Raw genomic sequence first — 20,017 nt, forward strand, 5'->3', positions numbered from 1 at the left:
ACGTCCGCCGACCGTGACACGCAGCCACGCCGCCGCCCGGTCGTGCAGCGACCTGACACACCGCCACGGGCCGCGTCCCGCCGGCTGTCGGGCACGCCACGCAACCGCCACCGGGCCATGCCCGAAGAGGGCGCCCGTCGCATCGGCCCGGTCCCACGTCCGCCGACCGTGACACGCAGCCACGCCGCTCCCACCGACCACGCCGGTCGCGCGCCGACCTGACACACCGCCACGGGTCCGAGCACCACCCGGCAGCGCTGTCCGGCCTGTTCCAACCGCACGGGTCCCGAGGGGCGTCCGGCCGCGGGACCGGGCTGACCCCGGCGGCGGTCCTCAGTCCTTGGGGAACTGCCGGTGCCGCGGCGAATCGTTCATGTCCTTGCCCGGGGGCGTATCCGGCGCGTTGGCGGTCGGCGGGCGGGACTGCTTCGGTCCTCTTCCGCCGGCGGGTCCGGCGTCCGACTCGGCCAACAGCTCGGCGCAGTACGCCGCGACGGCCTGCGGGCCGCCCGCCGCCTCCTCCAGTCGCTCCCGCATCGCGCCCGCCACGGCGGCGTCGTTACGCCGCTTCGCCTTGTCGTACGCGCGGCAGTGCGCCTCCTCGTCCTTCGCCGTCGGCGGGCGCCCGCCCCACGGCGCGGCGGATGTCTCCGCCGAGGGCGGCGCGGACTCCTCGCCGATGGTGTCCGGGGTCGGCTCCCCGTCGGACGAGGCGCCGGGCACGGGGCCGGGCCGCTGCGCCGGCGGCTCGCCGAAGGGCGCCGGGATCGCGCCGGACGCCATCGCCACTCCGCCGAACATCACACCGGCGACGAGCGCGCCGATGCCCACCTTCAGCCCTCGTGTGCGGATGCGCGGCGGGGGCGCGGGGCGCCAGTCGTCCTCGGGCCGGGTGGGCAGCGAGAGCGCGCCTTCGGCGCGCGCGGCGCGGAAGGCCGCGAGCGCGCGTTCGGCGGGCTCCGGCTCGACGGGCGCCGGACGCGCGGCGGCGGCCAGCACCTTGTCGAGCGCCGGGGTCGTGGGCTGCGGCTCGGGCCCGGGGCCCGCCGCGTCTCCAGATCGGTTTTCGGTCATCTCGCCCCTCCCAGCGCACAGGGGTCCGAATCTGTCACACACTCCTTCGGCCGGAGTGAGGCGAGGTGCTTCTCCAGTCGCTTCAGGCCGCGGTGGGTGGCGGAGCGGACCGCGCCGGGCCGCTTGCCGAGCACACGGGCGGCGGTCGGCCCGTCCAGTCCGATGACCGTCTGGAGCAGTACGGCCTCGGCCTGCTGGCGCGGAAGCCGGGCGATGAGCGCAAGTGCCTCCTGGGTCGAGACGGTCTCGAACGCCTCTTCCGCCGTGTCCTGACGAGCCGGCATCTCGGCTAGGTCGTTCTCGAGGAACGTGCCGCGTGGACGGCTCCTGATGCGGCGCAGGTGGTCGATGGCCCGGTTGCGCGCGATGCTCGCCGTCCAGGCCCGGAAGCCGGCCCCGTCTCCGCGGAAGCGCCCGATGTCACGGGCGATTTCGAGCCAGGCCTCGGAGGCCACGTCCTCCGCGTCGTCGCCGACGAGCCCGCGCAGGAACCCGAGGAGTGGGGGATGGACGATCCGGTAGGCCCGGGAGAAGGCGGCCTCGTCACCCTGCTGTGCTCTCGCGACCGTGTCACCGAGCTCCATGTCGTGCGCCTGCGCACGTCGGTCGCCCCGCTCCTTGCCCACTCGTTCCTCTTCGTCATTGCGGTCACGTCATGCCCATGACCATGACCCGCGTGTGTCCCCCCACACACAACTCAGCGCCAGGACTCACAGAAACGTCACACCTGACAGAAGCGGGGCGGCACGGACCACGGCACCGCGCACGGGGCTACGCCACCGACCCGATCCGGCCCGCCACGGCGTCGGGTCCGTCGTGGTGGATCGGCGTGTGCGCGCCGGTCAGCGAGACACCGCTGCCGCCGCGGCGGTTCGCCACGATCTCCGCGCCGATGGACAGCGCCGTCTCCTCCGGTGTGCGCGCGCCGAGGTCGAGGCCGATCGGGGAACGCAGCCGGGCGAGTTCCAGCTCGGTGACGCCGACCTCCCGCAGCCGCTTGTTGCGGTCCTCGTGGGTGCGGCGCGAGCCCATGGCCCCGACGTACGCGACGGGCATCCGCAGCGCCCGTTCCAGGAGCGGGACGTCGAACTTGGCGTCGTGGGTCAGGACGCACAGGACGGTGCGGCCGTCCACCTCGGTGGACTCCAGGTAGCGGTGCGGCCAGTCGACGACGATCTCGTCCGCGTCCGGGAAGCGGGTGCTCGTGGCGAAGACGGGCCGAGCGTCGCAGACGGTGACGTGGTATCCGAGGAACTTGCCCACCCGCACGAGCGCGGAGGCGAAGTCGATGGCACCGAAGACGATCATGCGGGGCGCGGGCACGCTCGACTCGACGAGCAGGGTCAGCGGCCGGCCGCAGCGCGAGCCGTCCTCGCCGATGACGACGGTCCCGGTGCGGCCGGCGTCCAGCATGGCCGCGGCCTCGGCGGCCGCCGTGCGGTCCAGCTCCGGGTGGCCGCCGAGCGATCCCTCGCAGCTGCCGTCGGGGCGCACGAGCAGGGCGCGGCCCGCCAGTTCCGCGGGGCCGTCGGTGATCCGCGCGACTGCCGCGGCCTCCCCTCGGGCGGCGGTGGCCAGCGCGGCCGCGAACACCTCCCTGCCGGGAGCGTCCGCGGGTACGGGGGTGACGAGGACGTCGATGACGCCGCCGCAGGTCAGACCCACGGCGAACGCGTCCTCGTCGCTGTATCCGAAGCGTTCCAGGACGCTTTCGCCGTCCTGGAGCGCCTGGGTGCACAGGTCGTACACCGCGCCCTCCACACAGCCTCCGGAGACCGAGCCGATCGCCGTGCCCTCGCTGTCGACGGCGAGCGCGGCGCCCGGCCGGCGGGGTGCGCTGCCCCCGACGGCGACGACGGTGGCGACGGCGAACGAACGGCCCTGCTCGACCCACCGGTTCAGCTCTTCGGCGATGTCCAGCATGTCGGTCTCCTCGGGATGAAGGTGTGCGGAGGGGCGGCGGAGGTGTTACTTGACTCCCAGCCAGCCCTCGATCGGATTCAGGGCGAAGTAGGCGAGGAACACGGCGGACAGGACCCACATCAGCCAGCCGATGTCGCGCGCCCGGCCCTGGACCGCCTTGATCAGGACGTGGGCGATGACACCGGCGGCGATGCCCGCGGTGATGGAGTAGGTGAACGGCATCAGCACCGTGGTCAGGAAGACCGGGATGGAGGTGGCCGGGTCGTTCCAGTCGATGTGCTTGGCGTTGGTCATCATCATCGAGCCGATGACGACCAGCGCGGCCGCGGCGACCTGAGTCGGGATGAGCTGGGCCAGCGGAGTGAAGAAGAGGCAGAGCGTGAACGCGAGACCGGTGACGACGCTGGCCAGACCGGTGCGCGCGCCGTCGCCGACGCCGGCGGTGGACTCGACGAAGACGGTCTGGCCGGAGGCGCCCGCGAGGCCGCCGATCGCGCCGCCCGCGCCGTCGATGGCGAGGGCCTTGTTGAGGCCGGGCATCTTGCCCTTGTCGTCGGCGAGGTCGGCCTGCTGGCCGATGCCGATGATGGTGCCCATGGCGTCGAAGAATCCGGCCAGCACCAGGGTGAAGACGATGACCCCGACGGTGATGCCGCCGACGTCGGCCATGCCGTCGAAGGAGACGGCGCCGAACAGGCCGAAGTCGGGGGTCGAGACGATCGATCCGGTGATCTCGGGCGCGTTCAGACCGCCCCAGGCGGCCTTGTCGAGACCGGCGAACTGGTGGACGACGGCGGCGAAGACCGTGCCGCCGACGATGCCGATGAGGATCGCACCGGGGACCTTGCGCACCTGGAGCAGGAAGATCAGCAGGACGGTGACGGAGAAGCAGAGCACCGGCCAGCCGGTGAGCATGTCGTGCGTGCCGAGCTGGATCGGCTTGGCGCCGGCGATGCCGCCCTCGCCGGGCATGGAGGTGACGAATCCGGCCTGGACGAGGCCGATGAGACAGACGAACAGACCGATACCCATGGTGATGGCGTGCTTCAGCGCCAGGGGGATCGCGTTCATGATCAGTTCCCGCAGGCCGGTGACGACGAGCAGGACGATCACGGCGCCGTAGATGACGCACATGCCCATCGCGTTGCCCCAGGACATCTCGGGGGCGACCTGGAATGCCATCACGGCGGAGACACTGAGTCCGGCGGCGAGGGCCAGCGGCACGTTGCCGATGAGACCCATCACGATGGTGGTGGCGGCCGCGGCGAAGACGGTCGCGGTGGTCACCTGATCACCGTCGAGCTTCGCGCCGGTCGCATCGGGCACCGACAGGATCACCGGGTTCAGCAGGACGATGTACGCCATCGCCATGAAGGTGGTGATGCCGCCACGCACCTCCTGCCCGATGGTCGACCCTCTCTGGGTTATGTGGAAGTAACGGTCGAGCCAGGACCGGCCGGCGGGCTGGCGCGTACCTGCGCCGGCGTCCTCCGCCGTGGTCCTCGGCTCAGTGGACTGCTGGGTCATGGTGCCTACTCCCAAGGTTCACAGGGGCACCCGCCGGAAGGATTTCCGTGGCGGGATTTGGGAAGGTGCTTCGGCTGCACGACCCGGGGGACGGCCCGAGACGAACCTGCTCTGCGGGTACTGCTCGTACTGCGGGGTGGTGCTGTGGCCGCGAGCGGTGCGGCACTCGGGTTCTCCGGCCGGCACGGGCAGTGCGGAAGTGGCGTTCCTTTGGAGGCATGGCACGCACCGCCCGGAGAAGTGGAGGGGATCTGTCAGGTGCCGGTGAGGTGCTCGGGGCGCACCGGCGTCCTGTTCAGTTCGAGACCCGTCGCGTTCCGGATCGCCGCGAGGACGGCCGGGGTGGACGACAGGGTCGGGGCCTCGCCGATGCCGCGCAGCCCGTAGGGGGCGTGGTCGTCGGCGAGTTCGAGCACGTCGACCGGGATGGTCGGCGTGTCGAGGATGGTGGGGATCAGATAGTCCGTGAAGGAGGGGTTCCTGACCTTCGCGGTCTTCGGGTCGACGATGATCTCCTCCATGACCGCGACGCCCAGGCCCTGGGTGGTGCCACCCTGGATCTGGCCGACGACGGACAGCGGGTTGAGGGCCTTGCCGACGTCCTGGGCGCAGGCGAGCTCGATGACCTTGACCAGGCCGAGCTCGGTGTCCACCTCGACGACCGCGCGGTGCGCGGCGAACGAGTACTGCACGTGGCCGTTGCCCTGGCCGGTGCGCAGGTCGAACGCCTCCGTGGGGCGGTGGCGCCACTCGGCCTCGATCTCGACGGCCTCGTCCTCCAGCACGTCCACCAGGTCGGCGAGGACCTCGCCGCCGTCGGTGACGACCTTGCCGCCCTCCAGCAGCAGTTCGGCGGTGGCCCAGGCCGGGTGGTAGCTGCCGAACTTGCGGCGCCCGATCTCCAGGACCTTCTCGCGGACCAGCTCGCAGGAGTTCTTCACCGCGCCGCCGGTGACGTACGTCTGGCGGGAGGCGGAGGTGGAACCGGCCGAGCCGACCTGCGTGTCGGCGGGGTTGATGGTCACCTGGGTGACGCCCAGCTCCGTGCGGGCGATCTGGGCGTGGACGGTGACACCGCCCTGACCGACCTCCGCCATCGCGGTGTGCACGGTGGCGACGGCCTCGCCGCCCACGACCTCCATGCGCACCTTGGCGGTGGAGTAGTCGTCGAATCCCTCGGAGAAGCCGACGTTCTTGATGCCGACCGCGTAGCCGACACCCCGGACGACGCCCTCGCCGTGCGTGGTGTTGGACAGGCCGCCGGGCAGCGCGCGGACGTCCGAGCCCTCGGTGGTCTCCCACTGGCGCTCGGGCGGCAGCGGGCGGGCCTTGACCCGGCGCAGCAGCTCGGCGACCGGGGCCGGCGAGTCGACCGGCTGCCCGGTCGGCAGCAGGGTGCCCTGCTCCATGGCGTTGAGCTGCCGGAACGCGACGGGGTCCATGTCGAGGGCCTTGGCCAGCTTGTCCATCTGCGCCTCGTAGGCGAAGCACGCCTGGACCGCGCCGAAGCCGCGCATGGCGCCGCAGGGCGGGTTGTTGGTGTAGAGGGCGACGGCCTCGATGTCGACGTCGTCGATGACGTACGGGCCCACCGAGAGCGAGGAGGCGTTGCCGACGACGGCCGGCGAGGCGGAGGCGTAGGCGCCGCCGTCCAGCACGATCCGGCACTTCATGTGCGTGATCTTGCCGTCGCGGGTGGCACCGTGCTCGTACCAGAGCTTCGCCGGGTGGCGGTGGACGTGCCCGAAGAAGGACTCGAACCGGTTGTAGACGATCTTGACGGGCTTGCCGGTGCGCAGGGCCAGCAGGCAGGCGTGGATCTGCATCGACAGGTCCTCGCGGCCGCCGAACGCGCCTCCGACGCCGGAGAGCGTCATCCGGACCTTGTCCTCGGGCAGGCCGAGGACCGGGGCGATCTGCCGCAGGTCGGAGTGGAGCCACTGGGTCGCGACGTACAGGTCCACGCCGCCGTCCTCGGCCGGCACGGCGAGCCCCGACTCGGGCCCGAGGAACGCCTGGTCCTGCATGCCGAAGACGTACTCGCCGGAGACGATCACGTCCGCCTTCCTGGCGGCCTCGTCGGCGTTGCCGCGGACGATCGGCTGGCGGTGCACGATGTTGGGGTGCGGGACGTGACCGGCGTGGTGGTCGTCCCGGCCCGGGTGCAGCAGCGGCGCGTCGGGGGCGGTCGCGGAGGCCTCGTCCGTGACGACGGGCAGCTCCTTGTACTCGACCTTGATCTTGGCGGCGGCGCGGCGGGCGGTCTCCGGGTGGTCGGCGGCGACCAGGGCGACGGGTTCGCCGTGGTGGCGTACGACGCCGCCTGCGAGGACCGGGGTGTCCTGGATCTCCAGGCCGTAGTTCTTCACCTCGGTGGGCAGGTCGTCGTAGGTGAGGACCGCGTAGACGCCGGCCTGGGCCAGGGCCTCGGAGGTGTCGATGGAGACGATCTCGGCGTGCGCGACGGTGGAGCGCAGGATCTGGCCCCAGAGCATGTCCTCGTGCCACATGTCCGAGGAGTACGCGAACTCGCCGGTGACCTTGAGCGTGCCGTCGGGGCGGAGCGTGGACTCGCCGATGCCGCCCTTGGTCCGGGAGCCCTGGGTGACCTTGGTGGGAGTGCCCGCCGGGACGGTGGCGACTCGGGTGTTCTGCGTCATCGTCAGACCGTCGCTTCCTGGTTTCCTCGACGCTCCTGACGAGCGGCCGCGAGGCGGACGGCATCGAGGATCTTCTCGTATCCGGTGCAGCGGCAGAGGTTGCCGGACAGTGCCTCGCGGATGTCCTCGTCGGTGGGCGACGGGTTGCGCTCCAGCATCTCGTCGGCGGCGACCAGCAGGCCCGGGGTGCAGAAGCCGCACTGGACGGCGCCGGCGTCGATGAACGCCTGCTGGATCGGGGAGAGCTCGGCGCCCTCGCCGGTCTGCGAGTCAGTGGCCCCGTCACGAGGCGCAGCGGACCTCCCCCGGACTTCGTCCGGGGGTGCCCCCAGCTGGGCGTCCTGGAGGGAGGTGCCGCAGGCTCCGGCGGCGCAGCCGCCGTGCTCCTCGCGCTGCTTGGCGTAGTCGGCGAGGCCCTCGACGGTGACGACCTCGCGGCCTTCGACCTGGCCGGCGGCGACGAGGCAGGAACAGACCGGGACGCCGTCGAGCCTCACGGTGCAGGAACCGCATTCGCCCTGCTCACAGGCGTTCTTGGAGCCCGGCAGGCCCAGGCGCTCGCGCAGGACGTAGAGCAGGCTCTCGCCCTCCCAGACGTCGTCCGCCTCCTGGCGTCGTCCGTTGACGGTGAAATTGACGCGCATGCTTATGCAGCTCCTTCAAGCGTGCGGGCGGTGCCGCGGTACTGCTCCCAGGTCCAGCCGAGCGTGCGGCGGGCCATGATGCCCACCGCGTGACGGCGGTACTTGGCGGTGCCGCGCACGTCGTCGATGGGGTTGCAGGCGCCGGAGGCGAGCTCCGCGAACTGCTTGGCGATCGAGGGGGTGATGATGTTCCCGCTCTCCCAGAATCCGCCTTCTTCGAGCGCGGCGTTCAGGAAGTCCTCCGCGGCCTGGGCGCGCACCGGCGTGGGGGCGGCGGAGCCGATGCCGGTGCGCACGGTGCGGGTCTCGGGGTGCAGGGCGAGACCGAAGGCGCAGACCGCGATCACCATCGCGTTGCGGGTGCCGACCTTGGAGTACTGCTGGGGCCCGTCGGCCTTCTTGATGTGCACGGCGCGGATGAGCTCGTCGGGGGCCAGCGCGTTGCGCTTGACGCCCGTGTAGAACTCGTCGATCGGGATCAGGCGGGAGCCGCGCACCGACTCCACCTCGACCTCGGCACCCGCCGCGAGCAGCGCCGGGTGGGCGTCACCGGCCGGGGACGCGGTGCCGAGGTTGCCGCCGACCCCTCCGCGGTTGCGGATCTGCGGAGAGGCGACCGTGTGGGAGGCGAGCGCGAGGCCCGGCAGCTCGGCCCGCAGATGCTCCATGATCTTGGTGTACGGAACGGAGGCACCCAGCCGGACGCTCTCTCCCCCGACCTCCCACTCGGTCAGTTCGCCGATGCGGTTCAGATCCAGGAGGTACTCCGGCCGACGGTGGTCGAAGTTGATCTCGACCATCACATCGGTGCCACCCGCGATGGGGACGGCGGTCGGGTGCTCGGCCTTGGCGGCGAGCGCCTCCTCCCAGCCGGCGGGGCGAAGGAAGTCCATGAGTGGCTCTCTTCTTCTTATCTCGGGTCGTCGTCGCAACGGGCCCGGGACGGCCGGCCCTCGACTGGAAGTTCATGTGGGGTTCACGCGATGTGGTCCAGTACACAAGGCGTGATCCGAGCGGTGCAGTCACCGAAACCATGAAGGAGTTGGCTGGTCGCCTCTCTCGTCTTGTAGATTCGAACGAAAGGCGGAGATCAGCAACCTCACCGTTTCCCCCCGGAAACCGTGGCCAAGGATCTCTGGCCGCAACATGCAACAACGAGACAGATCGGTGGCGACGAGATGCGGCTGCGCGCACTGCTGGAGACCGACGCGCTGGGGCTGCGGCTGCTCGGCGGCGAGGATGAGCTCGACCGCGGCGTGCGGGGCGTGATGACCACCGACCTCCGGGACCCGAGCCGGTACCTGTCGGGCGGCGAACTGGTGCTGACCGGCCTCGCCTGGCGGCGCAGCGCCGAGGACTCGGAACCGTTCGTCCGCATCCTCGCGAGCGCTCAGGTCGCGGGGCTCGCGGCGGGCGAGGCGGAGCTCGGCGACATTCCCGACGATCTCGTGCAGGCGTGTTCGCGCCACCGGCTGCCGTTGTTCGCAGTGAACGAATCCGTTGCATTCGCGACGATCACCGAGTACGTCGTGCGGCAGGTCTCCGGGGAGCGTGCCGGGGACCTCGCCGCAGTCGTCGACAGACACAGGAGGCTGATGACCTCCGGTCCGGCGGGCGGCGGCCCGGACGCGGTGCTGGACCTCCTCGGCTCGGACCTGGACCTGCGGGCCTGGGTCCTCTCCCCCACCGGGCGGCAGATCGCGGGCGTCGGCGAGGGGCTCACCGCGCAGACCGGCGCGGCCCTGGCCGGCGAGCACCTGGCGGCGGTACGGGCCGGCCGGCGGGCGCCGCACCGGGCGGTGGTCGCGGGCGTGACCTACTCGCTCTTCCCGATCCGTAACACCGGCCGGGGGGCCGTGGCCGCGTCGCGGGACGTCCGCGAGAGCGTTCTGTCGGACTGGCTCCTTGCCGTCGAGGCCGACGCCGGGGACTGGCCCGCGGCCCGTCTCGACCTGCTGCAGGGGGTCACCCAGCTGATCGCCGTCGAACGCGACCGGCGGGAGGCGGCCCGCACGGTGCGGCGCCGTCTCGCCCAGGAAGTGCTGGAGCTGGTCCAGACGGGAGCCGCGCCCGCGGAGATCGCAGCACGGCTGCGGGTGGCCGCGCCGGTGCTTCTGCCGGGTCTCGGGACCGCGCCGCACTGGCAGGTCGTCGTGGCCCGGGTGGACTGGGGCGCGGAGTCGGGCATCGAGGCGGGCCCGGTCGCGCAGTCGCTGCTGGAGGAGATCCTGGTCGACCCGACGGCCGCCGGAGCGGACTCGGCCGACCGGATCGCCGTGGCGCACACCGGTGACGAGGCCATCGCGCTGGTGCCGCTGCCGGCGGTGAGCCCCCTCGGCATGGAGGAGGACGACACGCCTCCCACGGACGCCGGTCTGCACGCCGACGCCCTGCTGGAGTCCGTACGCGCCCCGCTGTCGGCCGGTCTCGACGGCGACGGCCGGCTCACGCTGGGCGTCAGCGCGGCCGTGCACTCGGCGGAGGGTCTGCGCGGCGCGCTGGAGGAGGCCCGCCACGCCCGCCGCGTGGCGGCGGCACGCCCCGGCCGGGTGTGCGCGGCGGGCCACCACGAGCTGGCCTCGCACGTGCTGCTGCTGCCGTTCGTGCCGGACGACGTGCGCCGTGCGTTCACGGCCCGCCTGCTGGACCCGCTGCGGGACTACGACCGCCGCCACCGCGCGGAGCTGATCCCCACGCTGGAGGCGTTCCTGGACTGCGACGGCTCCTGGACGCGGTGCGCGACCCGCCTGCATCTGCACGTGAACACGCTGCGGTACCGCGTGGGCAGGATCGAACAGCTGACGGGCCGCGACCTGTCACGCCTGGAGGACAAGCTGGACTTCTTCCTGGCCCTGCGCATGAGCTGACGGGCCACGTCACGACGGGCGGGTGCGGTGCACGGCGGGGCGTCCTTGAGCAACCCGCGGGGCGAAGCGCGGTGGCCGGCGGGCCGAGACGCCTCCGCTCACGAGGCGTTCGTCGCCCAGGCGCCCCAGGGCGAGGATCCACCGGCGGGCCACCGTCACGCTGCTCGCCGGGTCCTCGTCGAGGACCCGGTCGATACGCTGCCCGGTGTCGCCCACGCCGGGGAACGGCCCGGCCTCGGCCGCGCCGCCGGGCCCCTCCGCCACGGCCTCGGCCAGGATCCGCACGAGGCGCCGCGGATGCGGCGTCCCACACCGCTCCAGGAGCTCCAGCGCCGCCACGGTACGCAGGGCGGGGGCCGGTCCTTCAATGCCGTGTCCAGCCGGTGTCGGACGGCCTCCGCGTCCGGGTCGAGACGCGTCAGCACCGTCAGGACGTCCGCGCGGGTCCAGGCGTCCGGATCGGCGTCGTACCGGGCGTCCAGTCGCTCCAGCACCTCCCGTACGGCTTCACCGGTCGCCAGGGACGAGATCCTGATGACGGCCCGCCGCACGTCGGGGTCGTCGTCGTCCAGGAACGGCACCAGGGCCGGGACGACGGCCGCGACCCGCCGGCGCCCTTCCTCCTCGTACTCGCCCCGCGGTTCCTCGCCCTCGCCCGCCGCCCCTCCGAGGATCGCGACGCGGCCCACCGCCCGGTGTGCACGAGCGAGCGGTCACCCCCGTGCCACCACTCGCGCGAACGCGCCCCCCTCCCCCGCCAGTTCCTCCCACGTGCCCGTCTGCACCACCCTCCCCGCTTCCAGCACCGCGATCCGGTCCGCGCGGCGGATCGTCGACGGGCGGTGGGCTATCAGCAGCGTCGTACGGGACGGCGCGCCGTCCCGCAGGGCGGCCGAGACCGCCGCGTCGGCCTCCGTGTCGAGGTTCGCCGTCGTCTCGTCGAGAACGAGCACCCGTGGGTGCGTCAGCAGGGCGCGGGCCAGGGCGATACGGGCGCGCTGGCCGCCCGAGAGGGTGGTGCCGCGCTCGCCGACGGGCGTGTCGTAGCCGTCGGCGATGCGGTCGACCCCGGTGCGGCGGGCGACGGCGGCCAGTTCGTCGTCCGTCGCCGCCGGCGCGGCGAGGCGGAGGTTCTCCGCCAGCGTGCCGTGGAACAGCGGCGCGTCCTGGCCGACGACGGCCACCGCACGCCGCAGATCCGTCTCCGCCACGTCCCGCAGGTCGACCGGCGGCCCGGCGGCCGGGACGAGTTCCACCGCCCCGGCTGCCGGGTCCCAGAACCGCGCCACCAAGTGCGCGCACGTGGACTTGCCGGCGCCGGAGACGCCGACGAGGGCGAGCGTCTCGCCGGGCCGGACCGTCAGGTCCACGCCGTCGAGCACGGCCCGGCCGCCGTAGTCGAAGCGGACGCCCCGCAGCCGGAGGCCGAGCGGCCCGTCGGGCACCGGCCGGGGCGCCGCGGGCGCCGGCGCGCCGGCCGGTGCCCGCACGGCGTCGCCCACCCGGGCCGCCGCCGCCCGCAGCCCGCCGGCCTGCCCGAGTGCGGCGGCCGAGTCGGAGACGGGTGCGAGCACCCCCAGCGCGAGGGCCATCGCGGCGGGCGCCCACGCGCCGGAGACGGTGTGCGCCGCCGCCAGGACGACGCCGACGACGGCCGCGACCACGAGGAGGTCGCGTACGGCAGAGGCGTCCGCCTCCCAGGCCTGCTCGGCGCGTTGGGCGTCGCCAAGCCGGTGGCCGTGGGCGCGGAGACGTTCGCGCCGGGTGTCCAGTGCGCCGAACGCCAGCAGTTCGCGCAGCCCGTCGACCGTCTCGACGGTCTCCGCGGACAGGTCGGCGGCCGCGGCCCGGGTACGGGCGCCGCGCGCCGCGCGGCCGCGGGACTCCACCAGCGGCACGAGGACGAGAAGCGCCGCGACGGGCAGCACGGCGATCAGCAGCCAGGGGTCGAGCAGAGCGAGAGCCACCGTGCCGCCGCCGAACACCGCAGCGGAGGCCGCGAGTTGGGCCACGGCATGTGCGTAGAAGAACTCCAGCGCCTCCACGTCCCCGAGTGCCGCCGACGCCAGGTCCCCGCTGCGCCGCCCTCCGACGCGCGCGGGCGCGCTGCGGGCGAGGCCGTCGAAGACACGGATGCGCATTTCCGCGAGGACGCGGTAGGCGAGGTCGTGCGAGAGGTCCATCTCGCGCCAGGTGGCGAGCGCCCGGGCCGTGACGAGCAGCAGCAGGGCGGCCACAGTGCCGGGCCCGGGGGCCTGCCGTTCGACGACGGCGGTGCCCACCGTGTGCGCGGTGAGCGTGACCAGGGCGACGAGCGCCGCCTGGTCGGCGAGGGCCGCGCCGAACGTGCGGACGGTCATGCCCCGGTGGGCGCCCAGCACCGGCAACAGGGCGCGCAGCGCGCCGCGTTCGGCATTCATGCGGCCTCTCCTTCGGTGGTGCGTCCGGCGGCGACGAGACGCGCGTACACGCCCTCGCCGCTCACCAGACCGGCGTGGTCGCCGACGGCGTCCACCCGGCCGCCCTCCAGCACGACGATGCGGTCGGCGTGGCGCACCGACTCGAGCCGGTGCGCCACGACCAGGCAGGTGCGGCCGCGGGCTGCCCGCAGCAGCTCCCGTACGATGCGGGCCTCGCGGCGCTCGTCGACGGCACTGGTCGCCTCGTCGAGCACGAGCACGGGCGCCTCGGCGAGCAACGCCCTTGCCAGGGCGAGCCGTTGACGCTGGCCGCCGGACAGGGTGGCACCGCGTTCGCCGACCTGGGTGTCGTAGCCGTCGGGCAGGCGGACGATCTCGTCGTGGATCCCTGCCGCCCGGGCCGCGTCCCGCAGCGCGGTGTCGCTCGCGTCGGGGGCGCCCAGCCGCAGGTTCTCGGCGACGGAGGCGTGGAAGAGGTACGTCTCCTGGGAGACCACCGCGACACCGCGGCGCAGTGAGTCGAGCGTGTACGCGGCGGTGTCGGCGCCGTCGACGAGGACCCGGCCCCGGTCCGGGTCGGCGCGGCGGAGCAGCAGCGCGAGCAGCGTGGACTTGCCCGCGCCCGACGGACCGACGACCGCGGTGACCCGGCCGGCCGGGGCGGTGAAGGAGACGCCCCGCAGCGCCGGCCGGCCGCCTCCCGGATGGGTGAAGTACACGTCCTCGAAACGCACTTCGGGTGCCGCCTGCCACGCGGCGACGCTCCGCCCCTCGTCGGGGACGCCTCCTTCCGCGGTGCGCAGGTCGGCGATGCCGTCGGCGGCCGAGACCCCGAGATACCCCGAGTGCCACTCCCTGGACAGGTCCCTGACCGGCCGGAAGCATTCGGACGCCAGCATCAGCACCAGGTACGTACCGGCGGGCGCCGCCTGCCCGGAGACGGCCGCCGTGCACGCCACGAGTGCCGCGGCGACCGTGCCGCCCTGCACGGCGAGGTCGGTGATGCCGGTGTCGACGAGCGAGACCCGGAGCTTGGCGACCGTGGCGCGGTGCAGGGCCGCGGAACGCTCCTCCAGCCGCGCCCTGGTACGCCCGACCGCGCCCGCCGCTCGTAGCGCGGGCATGCCCTGCAGCGCCTCCAGGTAGTCGGCGGCCAGGGCCTCGTACGCGCCCCAGTGCTGTTGCCCGCGCCGCTCCAGCAGCTTGTCCCACCAGCGCGGGGCGAACAGCGCGACCACCAGCGCGGGGGCGAGGGCGACGACGGCCCACGGTTCGACCGCGGCGACGGCGATCAGGAGCAGCGGCGGCACGGCGCAGGTGATCAGCAGCTGGGGCAGGTAGCGCGAGACGTATGCGTCGACGCCCTCGACGCCGTCGACGAGTGTGGCGCGTACGGCTCCGGCGCGGGCGCCGGCCTGTTGCGGGGGGCCGGTCCGGCCGAGGCGTACCAGGAGTTCGTCGCGCAGGCCGGTGCGTACCGCCGCCCCGGCGCCCACGGCGGTACGGCGCTGCACGCGGACGAGTACGGCGCGCACGAGTACGGCGGCGATCACCGCGCCCAGCAGAAGCGGAAGCCCAGCGGTGTCTTGGCGGGCGATACGGGCGAGGGCGAGCGCGAGCAGCACGGCCTGCGCGAGGTGGGTCGCCGCGACGGCCGCGAGCAGGGCGGTGGCCGCGAGCAGGGGGCGGCGCGCGATACGGGCGGCGCGCAGCAGCTCCGGGTGGAGCATCATGACGGTTCGTCTCCTTCTGTCGTACGGCCGAGTGCGAGCCCGTGCACCACCCAGTCCCGGCCGGCCGGCCCGCCGAGCGCGGCCCCGAGGTCGGCGCCCTGCCAGGAGCCGACGGGCCGCGAGTGCAGCCCGAGGGAGGTGGCCACGGCCTGGGCGTGCCCGATGCCGTAACCGGCGGCGAGATGGTCGCGCCGCACCTGCGCGGGCGTGGCGTCGGACGGGCAGCCGTGTGCGAGGAGCACGGCACCTGCGCGGGCGATCCAGCCCTGGCCGGCGGCCCAGTGGGCGAGGGTCGGCAGCGCGTCGCCGGAGGCGAGGCGGCGGAGCCGGAGGGGCGGTTCCCCGGCGGCGGGGGCGGGCTCGGGCAGGGGGACGCCCCCGGGCTCTGCGGCCCCGCCGCGACCGGCCGCGGGCCGGTGCCCCGAGGCGGCGCGGTCCCTTGCGCGACGGCGGCCGGGCCCGGCCGCCGTGTCGTGGCCGGTTCCGGCGCCGTACGCCGCCGAGCCCGCGCCCTCGGCGACAGCGCGATCCGGCGCCGCAGCACCCTGGAGCGCGGCGTCTGCGCGCCCGGTCCCGGCGGGACGCGCGGCGCCGGGCGCGCCGGACGCACACGCGCCCGTCAGCAGGCCGGGGCGGGGTCCGGCGACCGCCATGCTCCAGTGCAGTCCCTCCGGGGACGCCGCCACCGCCGCCGCCAGGACGCGCGCCAGGGCAGTCCGCGGCGGCAGGCCGGTGAGGCCCGGGGGCGCGCTGCGCCGGGAGAGCAGCATGGCGTCCGGCAGGGACGGTCCGCGGGCCACCTGCCAGGTACCGGACCCGTCACCGGACGCGGCGAGTTCACCGAGGACGCCCACGGCGGTGCGCAGGACCTCGGGCCCGTCCGGCGGCGGGAGCCGTCCGCCGCTTCCGCGAGCGGCCCAGCGGGCGAGCGCGTCCGCGGCAAGGACGGGCGTCAACTGCACGGCCACCAGCGCGCGTTGCGCGCCGCTCGCCGCCGACAGCAGTCGGCCGTCCGCGTCGAGGCACACCCCGGGCGCGCCTGCCAGGGCGAGCGCGGCCGCCGCGTGCCCCGCGTCGAGCAGCACCAACGGCCATGCGCGATGGCCGTAGTGCGACACCGTACGGCGGGCGGTCACGCCCAGGACGGCGACGGCGCCCGCCGGTGCCGGCTTCGGCGCCGAGCCGTGCCGGTGCAGACGGTGGTGCACCGGGTCGTGGACGTAGACGCCCGGCGGCAGCCCGCAGCCGGTCCCGAGCAGCAGGTACGTGTCGACGGGGTGCAGGCCGCCCGCCGAGGGCGCGGGCCGCAGCCTGCCGCCCGCGAGCGACAGCCGCAGCAAGCGGTCGAGACCGGACGGGACGGGCAGCGGCTCGCCCGGCAGCCGCACGGTCGCCGGCCCCGCCGGAAAGTCCGGACCGGGGGCCTGCGCGGACCTGGCGAGGGCCAGCGCATCGGAGACGGAGAGCACCATCACGGCCTCACATGTGCGGGGGCGGTGCGAGGGTGAAGTCGCCCGGCCCGACGGGTGCTTCCTCGCGCCAGCCGCGTTCCAGCGCGGCCTGCGCGAAGCGCGGGGCGCCGAAGTAGCCGAAGGCGGCGGGCGCGTTGGGGACGAGGCCGGAGACGAGCACGCGGGCCACCCGCAGCGGCGTCTGTGCGACGTCCTCCGTGGTCAGGTCCAGCGTGATGACCCGGTGACCGCCCGCCGCGAGGCGCTCGTCCAGTGCGGCCCGGCTGCCCGCCGCCACCCCGTCGACGGGTACGACACCGAGCGCCGGCCGGGTGAACCGGGCGGCGAGCGGCGCCATCCGCGGGTCGAGCCACACCTGCACATGCGCGCCGAGGTCCCGTACGGCCGCGAAGTCGGTCCCGCAGTCGTCGAGGTAGCGGCGGTCGGCCCGGTGGTCGAGGTAGAGCCCGCGGGCGAGCATCCCGGCGTCGACGGCGCGGAAGACCCATCCGTCCGCATCGGTGGCGCCCTGAGTGAAGACCCAGGTGTGGACGGCTTCCAGGACGGCCTTGCGGGCCGCTTCCGCGGGGTCGTAGCGGCAGGCGAAGCCGGCGGCGTGGATGCCGCGTGCCCGGTCGTGCACGAGTGCGGCCATGCAGGGCGCGAGCTCGGAGGGCATCTCCACGATCGACACCTCGAGATCGCAGCCCGCGAGGTCGTGGGTGAGGCCGGGCACGGAGGCGGGGTCGATGCCGCGGGTGGGGCCGTCGAGGTGCCACCACAGTTCGAGCGCGTCGCGTTCGACGACTTCGAGGAGGCCGCGTTCGACGGCGTCGTCGAAGCCCTGGCCGGTCGCGATGCCCGCGTAGTTGAGGTGGTGCGTGCGGGGCAGCTGCTTCCATTCGCCCTGCCGCCAGTTGAGATGGGTCAGGGCTACGGGCGCCCACACCTCCTCGCCGTTCTCCCGGGCCCGGGTCCACAGCGCGGGCGTGTCCTCCGTGAGGGGGTGGTAGGCGAACCGGGGGCGGGCGTACTGCCAGTCGGCGTAGGCCGGGAGGTCACCGGGGCCGTAGAGCGTGCGGCCCTCGGCGAGGAGTTCGGCGGCCGTGGCCCGGCGGGGGGCGTCCCGGTGCCCGGGCGGGGGCAGCCGGTTGCCGCAGTAGCGCTCGACGGCCTCGGCGACGGCGGCGATCCGCGCACCGGCCGGGTCGCCGAACGTGGTGCCGAGCGACACCCGGTCGGCGGGCCATGCGCCGAAGCGGCGGGCGTCGGAGACGTCGGCGGTCACGGCGGTGTAGCGGGGCGGGGCGCCGGTGGGATGCGGCACGGCCTCGACTCCGCGTATCAGCCCGCAGACGGGGTCGACGAGCGCCTCGGGGGAGAGCGGGCTGCTGGTCACGTGCATGTCTCCTCTACGGGGTCCACGGGGTGGCGGCCGTCGGCGACGGGCAGCAGCAGCGTGCTGCCCGTCGTCCGCACGGTGCGCCGGGAGGCGGTCAGCCGGGTGGCGTGCACGGGGTCCTCGCCGGTGTGCGGGTTGCGGGCGTGCGCGGGGAAGTGGTGCCCGGCGATCTCGACGCGCAGCCGGGTCCCGGCGGGCAGTCGGCGGGCCAGCGGGCCGAGCGGGACGGGGAAGCGGGCGTCGGCACCCGGGGGGTCGGCGCGCCGGACGACGCCGACCGCGAGGGGGTCCGCGCGACCGTCGGGGTCGAGCGCGACGACGCGTACGGCCCAGTCGGCGCTGGTGGTGTCGGCGGTGGCGCGCAGCTGGACCCCGGCGCTGCCGAGGAGGTCGAGCGGGCGGGGCAGGGGTGGGGTGACGAGGACCGCGCGGTCGGCCGGCCCGCCGGTGTCGATGCCCAACTCGTCACTGCGCACGGGGCGGTGGGGGTCGGCGGTGAAGTGCTCGCCGTGCAGGAGCCGCAGCCCGGCCGGGGAGCCGAAGTCCCGGGCGGAGGGGCGCGAGGGGGTGTCGGCGGCGTACCAGTGCTCGCTGCCGCCGAGGGCGATCGCGCCGTGCCGTCCCGGTCTCAGGGTGCCGTCGAGCGCGGCGCGCGCCCAGCGGACGTAGAGCTCGCCGAGGGCGATCGCGTGTCCGGGCCGCGCCTCGGGGCCGGGCTCGGCGGTGAGCCCGTGTCCCCACGGCCCGAGGAGGAGCCGTGCGGTTCCGCTCCAGTGCTGCCACAGCCGTACGGCGTCGCCGAGGAACGGGTCCCTGGTCCCGCCGACGACGAGCAGCGGCACGCGGGGCCCGGGCGCGGCAGGGTCCGGCGCGTCGAACACCGCCTCCCACAGCGCTCCCCACGACGGCAGGTCCCGGCCGAGGCGGGACGGGAGCGTGGCCGGAGGGAGGTGTTCCAGCAAGCGGGGGTCGGACGCGAGGGCCTTGGCGAGGGCCCGCTCGTCCGAGTCAGGGCGGTCGCCGTGCGCGGCCCACCAGCCGGCGCGGGCCGACAGGCGCTCGACGCCGCCGGCTTCGCGCGCCGTCTCGGCGAGGCCGAGTGCGGGGACCGCGGCGATCACGGCGTCCGGGCGGCCGGCCGGGTCGTCCCCGCGTGCCGCGGCCAGTGCGCAGTGAGCCGCGTACGAGGCGCCGGCCGCGACGATCCGGCCGTCGGACCACGCCTCGTCCCGGATCCGCCGCAGCGTGGCGGCGCCGTCGGTGGCCTCGTCGCGGTACGGGTGCCATTGGCCCCCGGAGGCGTACCGGCCGCGGACGTCCTGGACCACGGCGGCGAAGCCGCGCGCCGCCCAGCCGCGGGCCTCGGCACGGTGGCGCCGGCGGTCGTAGGGAGTGCGCAGTACGACGGCGGGGAACGGCCCGTCGCCGTCGGGCAGTTGGATGTCGGTGACGAGCCGGGCACCGGGGACGGCGATCTCGGTCGTTCTCATCGGGTGACGGGGGCGACGTCGGGCACCGGAAGGACCGGGTGCGCCGTGACGGCGAGGTCCCGCAGGTCGACGCGGCGCAGCAGGCGCCGGCTGCCGTCGGCGCCCGCGGCCCAGGCGACGAGGTCGGCGGTGAGCAGGGCGGCGGTCAGCGCGGCCGACGCCGCGCTGTGCGCGGGCCCGTTGTCGGTGGTGCACGAACCGGCCCAGTACGCGGCGAGTTCGCGGTGGGCGGGCGTCGCGGCGAGCCGCCGCAGCCGGATGTGCGCGGAGGTCACGTCGCCGGGGCCGACGGCGAGCGGTTCGAGCCAGGCAGTCGCGCCCTCGCGGTGGCAGCGCAGCCAGGCGACGCCTCGGGCGGGCAGCCGGTCGGCGTCGTCCCAGAGGCCGGACGGCACCGGCGCGTCGAGGCACCAGGCGACGGCGGTGCCGGGCCCCTGGACGGCCGGCAGTTCGCCGGGCCGCGCCGCACGCGCCTCGCCGCCTTCGGCGCGTACGAGACGGGTGATCGCGCCGGTCAGGGGCTCGTCGCCGAGGACGAGGACCGTGCGCCCGGCCAGGCGGGGGGAGGAACCGCCGGGCCGGGCGAGGTAACCGGCCTGCTCGAAGGCGTCGGTGAGGCCTTCGAGCGCCGGGCTGTCGCCCGTGGTCCCCGTCAGGTGGGCCACCAGCGCGGCAGGGTCCGCGGTGCGCGTGTCGACGCGGAGGAACTGCCCGTCGGGGGTTCGCACCGCGAGGCCCTGTCCGGGGACGGTGACGAGTGCGACGCCGGGGGCGAGCCGTGCGGTGGACACGTGGTCTCCTGAGTGTTTCGGTGGACGGGTCGGGC

At 74.6% G+C, this 20,017-nt stretch carries 15 protein-coding genes; 1 reads left to right on the forward strand and 14 read right to left on the reverse strand.

The window, feature by feature from the left end:
• Nucleotides 1-333: 333 nt before the first annotated feature.
• From QFZ82_RS09790 to QFZ82_RS09820, 7 genes are all read right to left on the reverse strand, one after another.
• Complete coding sequence (locus QFZ82_RS09790; RefSeq protein WP_307712787.1) at nt 334-1,074, reverse strand: hypothetical protein; 741 nt, start codon at nt 1,072-1,074, stop codon at nt 334-336.
• Nucleotides 1,071-1,700 (reverse strand): RNA polymerase sigma factor, encoded by a 630-nt coding sequence (locus tag QFZ82_RS09795; RefSeq protein WP_373429263.1) that lies wholly within the window; start codon nt 1,698-1,700, stop codon nt 1,071-1,073. The genes QFZ82_RS09790 and QFZ82_RS09795 overlap by 4 nt, the downstream gene beginning before the upstream one ends.
• Nucleotides 1,701-1,845: 145 nt before the next feature.
• Nucleotides 1,846-2,997, reverse strand: coding sequence for an XdhC/CoxI family protein (locus QFZ82_RS09800; protein WP_307712788.1), 1,152 nt, complete (start codon nt 2,995-2,997; stop codon nt 1,846-1,848).
• Between the two features lie 45 nt (nt 2,998-3,042).
• Nucleotides 3,043-4,524: an NCS2 family permease gene (locus QFZ82_RS09805; protein ID WP_307712789.1), complete on the reverse strand. Its 1,482-nt coding sequence runs from the start codon at nt 4,522-4,524 to the stop codon at nt 3,043-3,045.
• Nucleotides 4,525-4,778: 254 nt separating this feature from the next.
• Nucleotides 4,779-7,184, reverse strand: a complete 2,406-nt coding sequence (locus QFZ82_RS09810) for a xanthine dehydrogenase family protein molybdopterin-binding subunit (protein WP_307712790.1) — start codon at nt 7,182-7,184, stop codon at nt 4,779-4,781.
• A gap of 2 nt (nt 7,185-7,186) precedes the next feature.
• Nucleotides 7,187-7,828, reverse strand: coding sequence for a (2Fe-2S)-binding protein (locus QFZ82_RS09815; protein ID WP_307712791.1), 642 nt, complete (start codon nt 7,826-7,828; stop codon nt 7,187-7,189).
• A gap of 2 nt (nt 7,829-7,830) precedes the next feature.
• A complete protein-coding gene (locus QFZ82_RS09820) occupies nt 7,831-8,721 on the reverse strand; it encodes a xanthine dehydrogenase family protein subunit M (RefSeq protein ID WP_307712792.1) in 891 nt (296 codons plus the stop codon).
• Nucleotides 8,722-9,006: 285 nt separating this feature from the next.
• Between QFZ82_RS09820 and QFZ82_RS09825 the strand changes: the two genes are divergently transcribed.
• Nucleotides 9,007-10,695, forward strand: coding sequence for a PucR family transcriptional regulator (locus QFZ82_RS09825; RefSeq protein WP_307712793.1), 1,689 nt, complete (start codon nt 9,007-9,009; stop codon nt 10,693-10,695).
• A gap of 155 nt (nt 10,696-10,850) precedes the next feature.
• Here the strand turns inward: QFZ82_RS09825 and QFZ82_RS09830 are convergent, their stop codons facing one another.
• The 7 genes from QFZ82_RS09830 to QFZ82_RS09860 are packed head-to-tail and all read right to left on the reverse strand — an operon-like array spanning nt 10,851 to nt 19,982.
• Complete coding sequence (locus tag QFZ82_RS09830) at nt 10,851-11,384, reverse strand: hypothetical protein (RefSeq protein WP_307712794.1); 534 nt, start codon at nt 11,382-11,384, stop codon at nt 10,851-10,853.
• Nucleotides 11,385-11,408: 24 nt separating this feature from the next.
• Entirely contained in the window at nt 11,409-13,115 is a 1,707-nt protein-coding gene (locus tag QFZ82_RS09835) for an ABC transporter ATP-binding protein (protein ID WP_307712795.1), read from the reverse strand.
• Nucleotides 13,112-14,848: an ABC transporter ATP-binding protein/permease gene (locus QFZ82_RS09840; RefSeq protein ID WP_307712796.1), complete on the reverse strand. Its 1,737-nt coding sequence runs from the start codon at nt 14,846-14,848 to the stop codon at nt 13,112-13,114. Before QFZ82_RS09840 ends, QFZ82_RS09835 begins: the two co-directional genes overlap by 4 nt.
• The gene (locus QFZ82_RS09845) at nt 14,845-16,320 is read right to left on the reverse strand and encodes a nitroreductase (RefSeq protein WP_307717679.1); all 1,476 of its coding nucleotides are present in this window, start codon (nt 16,318-16,320) and stop codon (nt 14,845-14,847) included. The genes QFZ82_RS09840 and QFZ82_RS09845 overlap by 4 nt, the downstream gene beginning before the upstream one ends.
• 7 nt (nt 16,321-16,327) lie before the next feature.
• On the reverse strand, nt 16,328-17,698 hold the full coding sequence (locus QFZ82_RS09850) for a YcaO-like family protein (RefSeq protein ID WP_373429264.1): 1,371 nt from the start codon (nt 17,696-17,698) through the stop codon (nt 16,328-16,330).
• Complete coding sequence (locus QFZ82_RS09855) at nt 17,695-19,191, reverse strand: CocE/NonD family hydrolase (protein ID WP_307712798.1); 1,497 nt, start codon at nt 19,189-19,191, stop codon at nt 17,695-17,697. Before QFZ82_RS09855 ends, QFZ82_RS09850 begins: the two co-directional genes overlap by 4 nt.
• Nucleotides 19,188-19,982: a hypothetical protein gene (locus QFZ82_RS09860; RefSeq protein ID WP_307712799.1), complete on the reverse strand. Its 795-nt coding sequence runs from the start codon at nt 19,980-19,982 to the stop codon at nt 19,188-19,190. The genes QFZ82_RS09855 and QFZ82_RS09860 overlap by 4 nt, the downstream gene beginning before the upstream one ends.
• Between the last annotated feature and the right edge of the window lie 35 nt (nt 19,983-20,017).

This window comes from Streptomyces sp. V4I23 (assembly GCF_030817975.1).
Classification (GTDB): domain Bacteria; phylum Actinomycetota; class Actinomycetes; order Streptomycetales; family Streptomycetaceae; genus Streptomyces.

Coding starts and splice junctions, on each gene's coding strand:
- QFZ82_RS09845 (WP_307717679.1), bottom strand. CDS start 16,320: ATGGTGCTCTCCGTCTCCGATGCGCTGGCCCTCGCCAGGTCCGCGCAG.
- QFZ82_RS09805 (WP_307712789.1), bottom strand. CDS start 4,524: ATGACCCAGCAGTCCACTGAGCCGAGGACCACGGCGGAGGACGCCGGC.
- QFZ82_RS09825 (WP_307712793.1), top strand. CDS start 9,007: ATGCGGCTGCGCGCACTGCTGGAGACCGACGCGCTGGGGCTGCGGCTG.
- QFZ82_RS09840 (WP_307712796.1), bottom strand. CDS start 14,848: ATGATGCTCCACCCGGAGCTGCTGCGCGCCGCCCGTATCGCGCGCCGC.
- QFZ82_RS09810 (WP_307712790.1), bottom strand. CDS start 7,184: ATGACGCAGAACACCCGAGTCGCCACCGTCCCGGCGGGCACTCCCACC.
- QFZ82_RS09815 (WP_307712791.1), bottom strand. CDS start 7,828: ATGCGCGTCAATTTCACCGTCAACGGACGACGCCAGGAGGCGGACGAC.
- QFZ82_RS09835 (WP_307712795.1), bottom strand. CDS start 13,115: ATGAATGCCGAACGCGGCGCGCTGCGCGCCCTGTTGCCGGTGCTGGGC.
- QFZ82_RS09820 (WP_307712792.1), bottom strand. CDS start 8,721: ATGGACTTCCTTCGCCCCGCCGGCTGGGAGGAGGCGCTCGCCGCCAAG.
- QFZ82_RS09790 (WP_307712787.1), bottom strand. CDS start 1,074: ATGACCGAAAACCGATCTGGAGACGCGGCGGGCCCCGGGCCCGAGCCG.
- QFZ82_RS09855 (WP_307712798.1), bottom strand. CDS start 19,191: ATGAGAACGACCGAGATCGCCGTCCCCGGTGCCCGGCTCGTCACCGAC.
- QFZ82_RS09800 (WP_307712788.1), bottom strand. CDS start 2,997: ATGCTGGACATCGCCGAAGAGCTGAACCGGTGGGTCGAGCAGGGCCGT.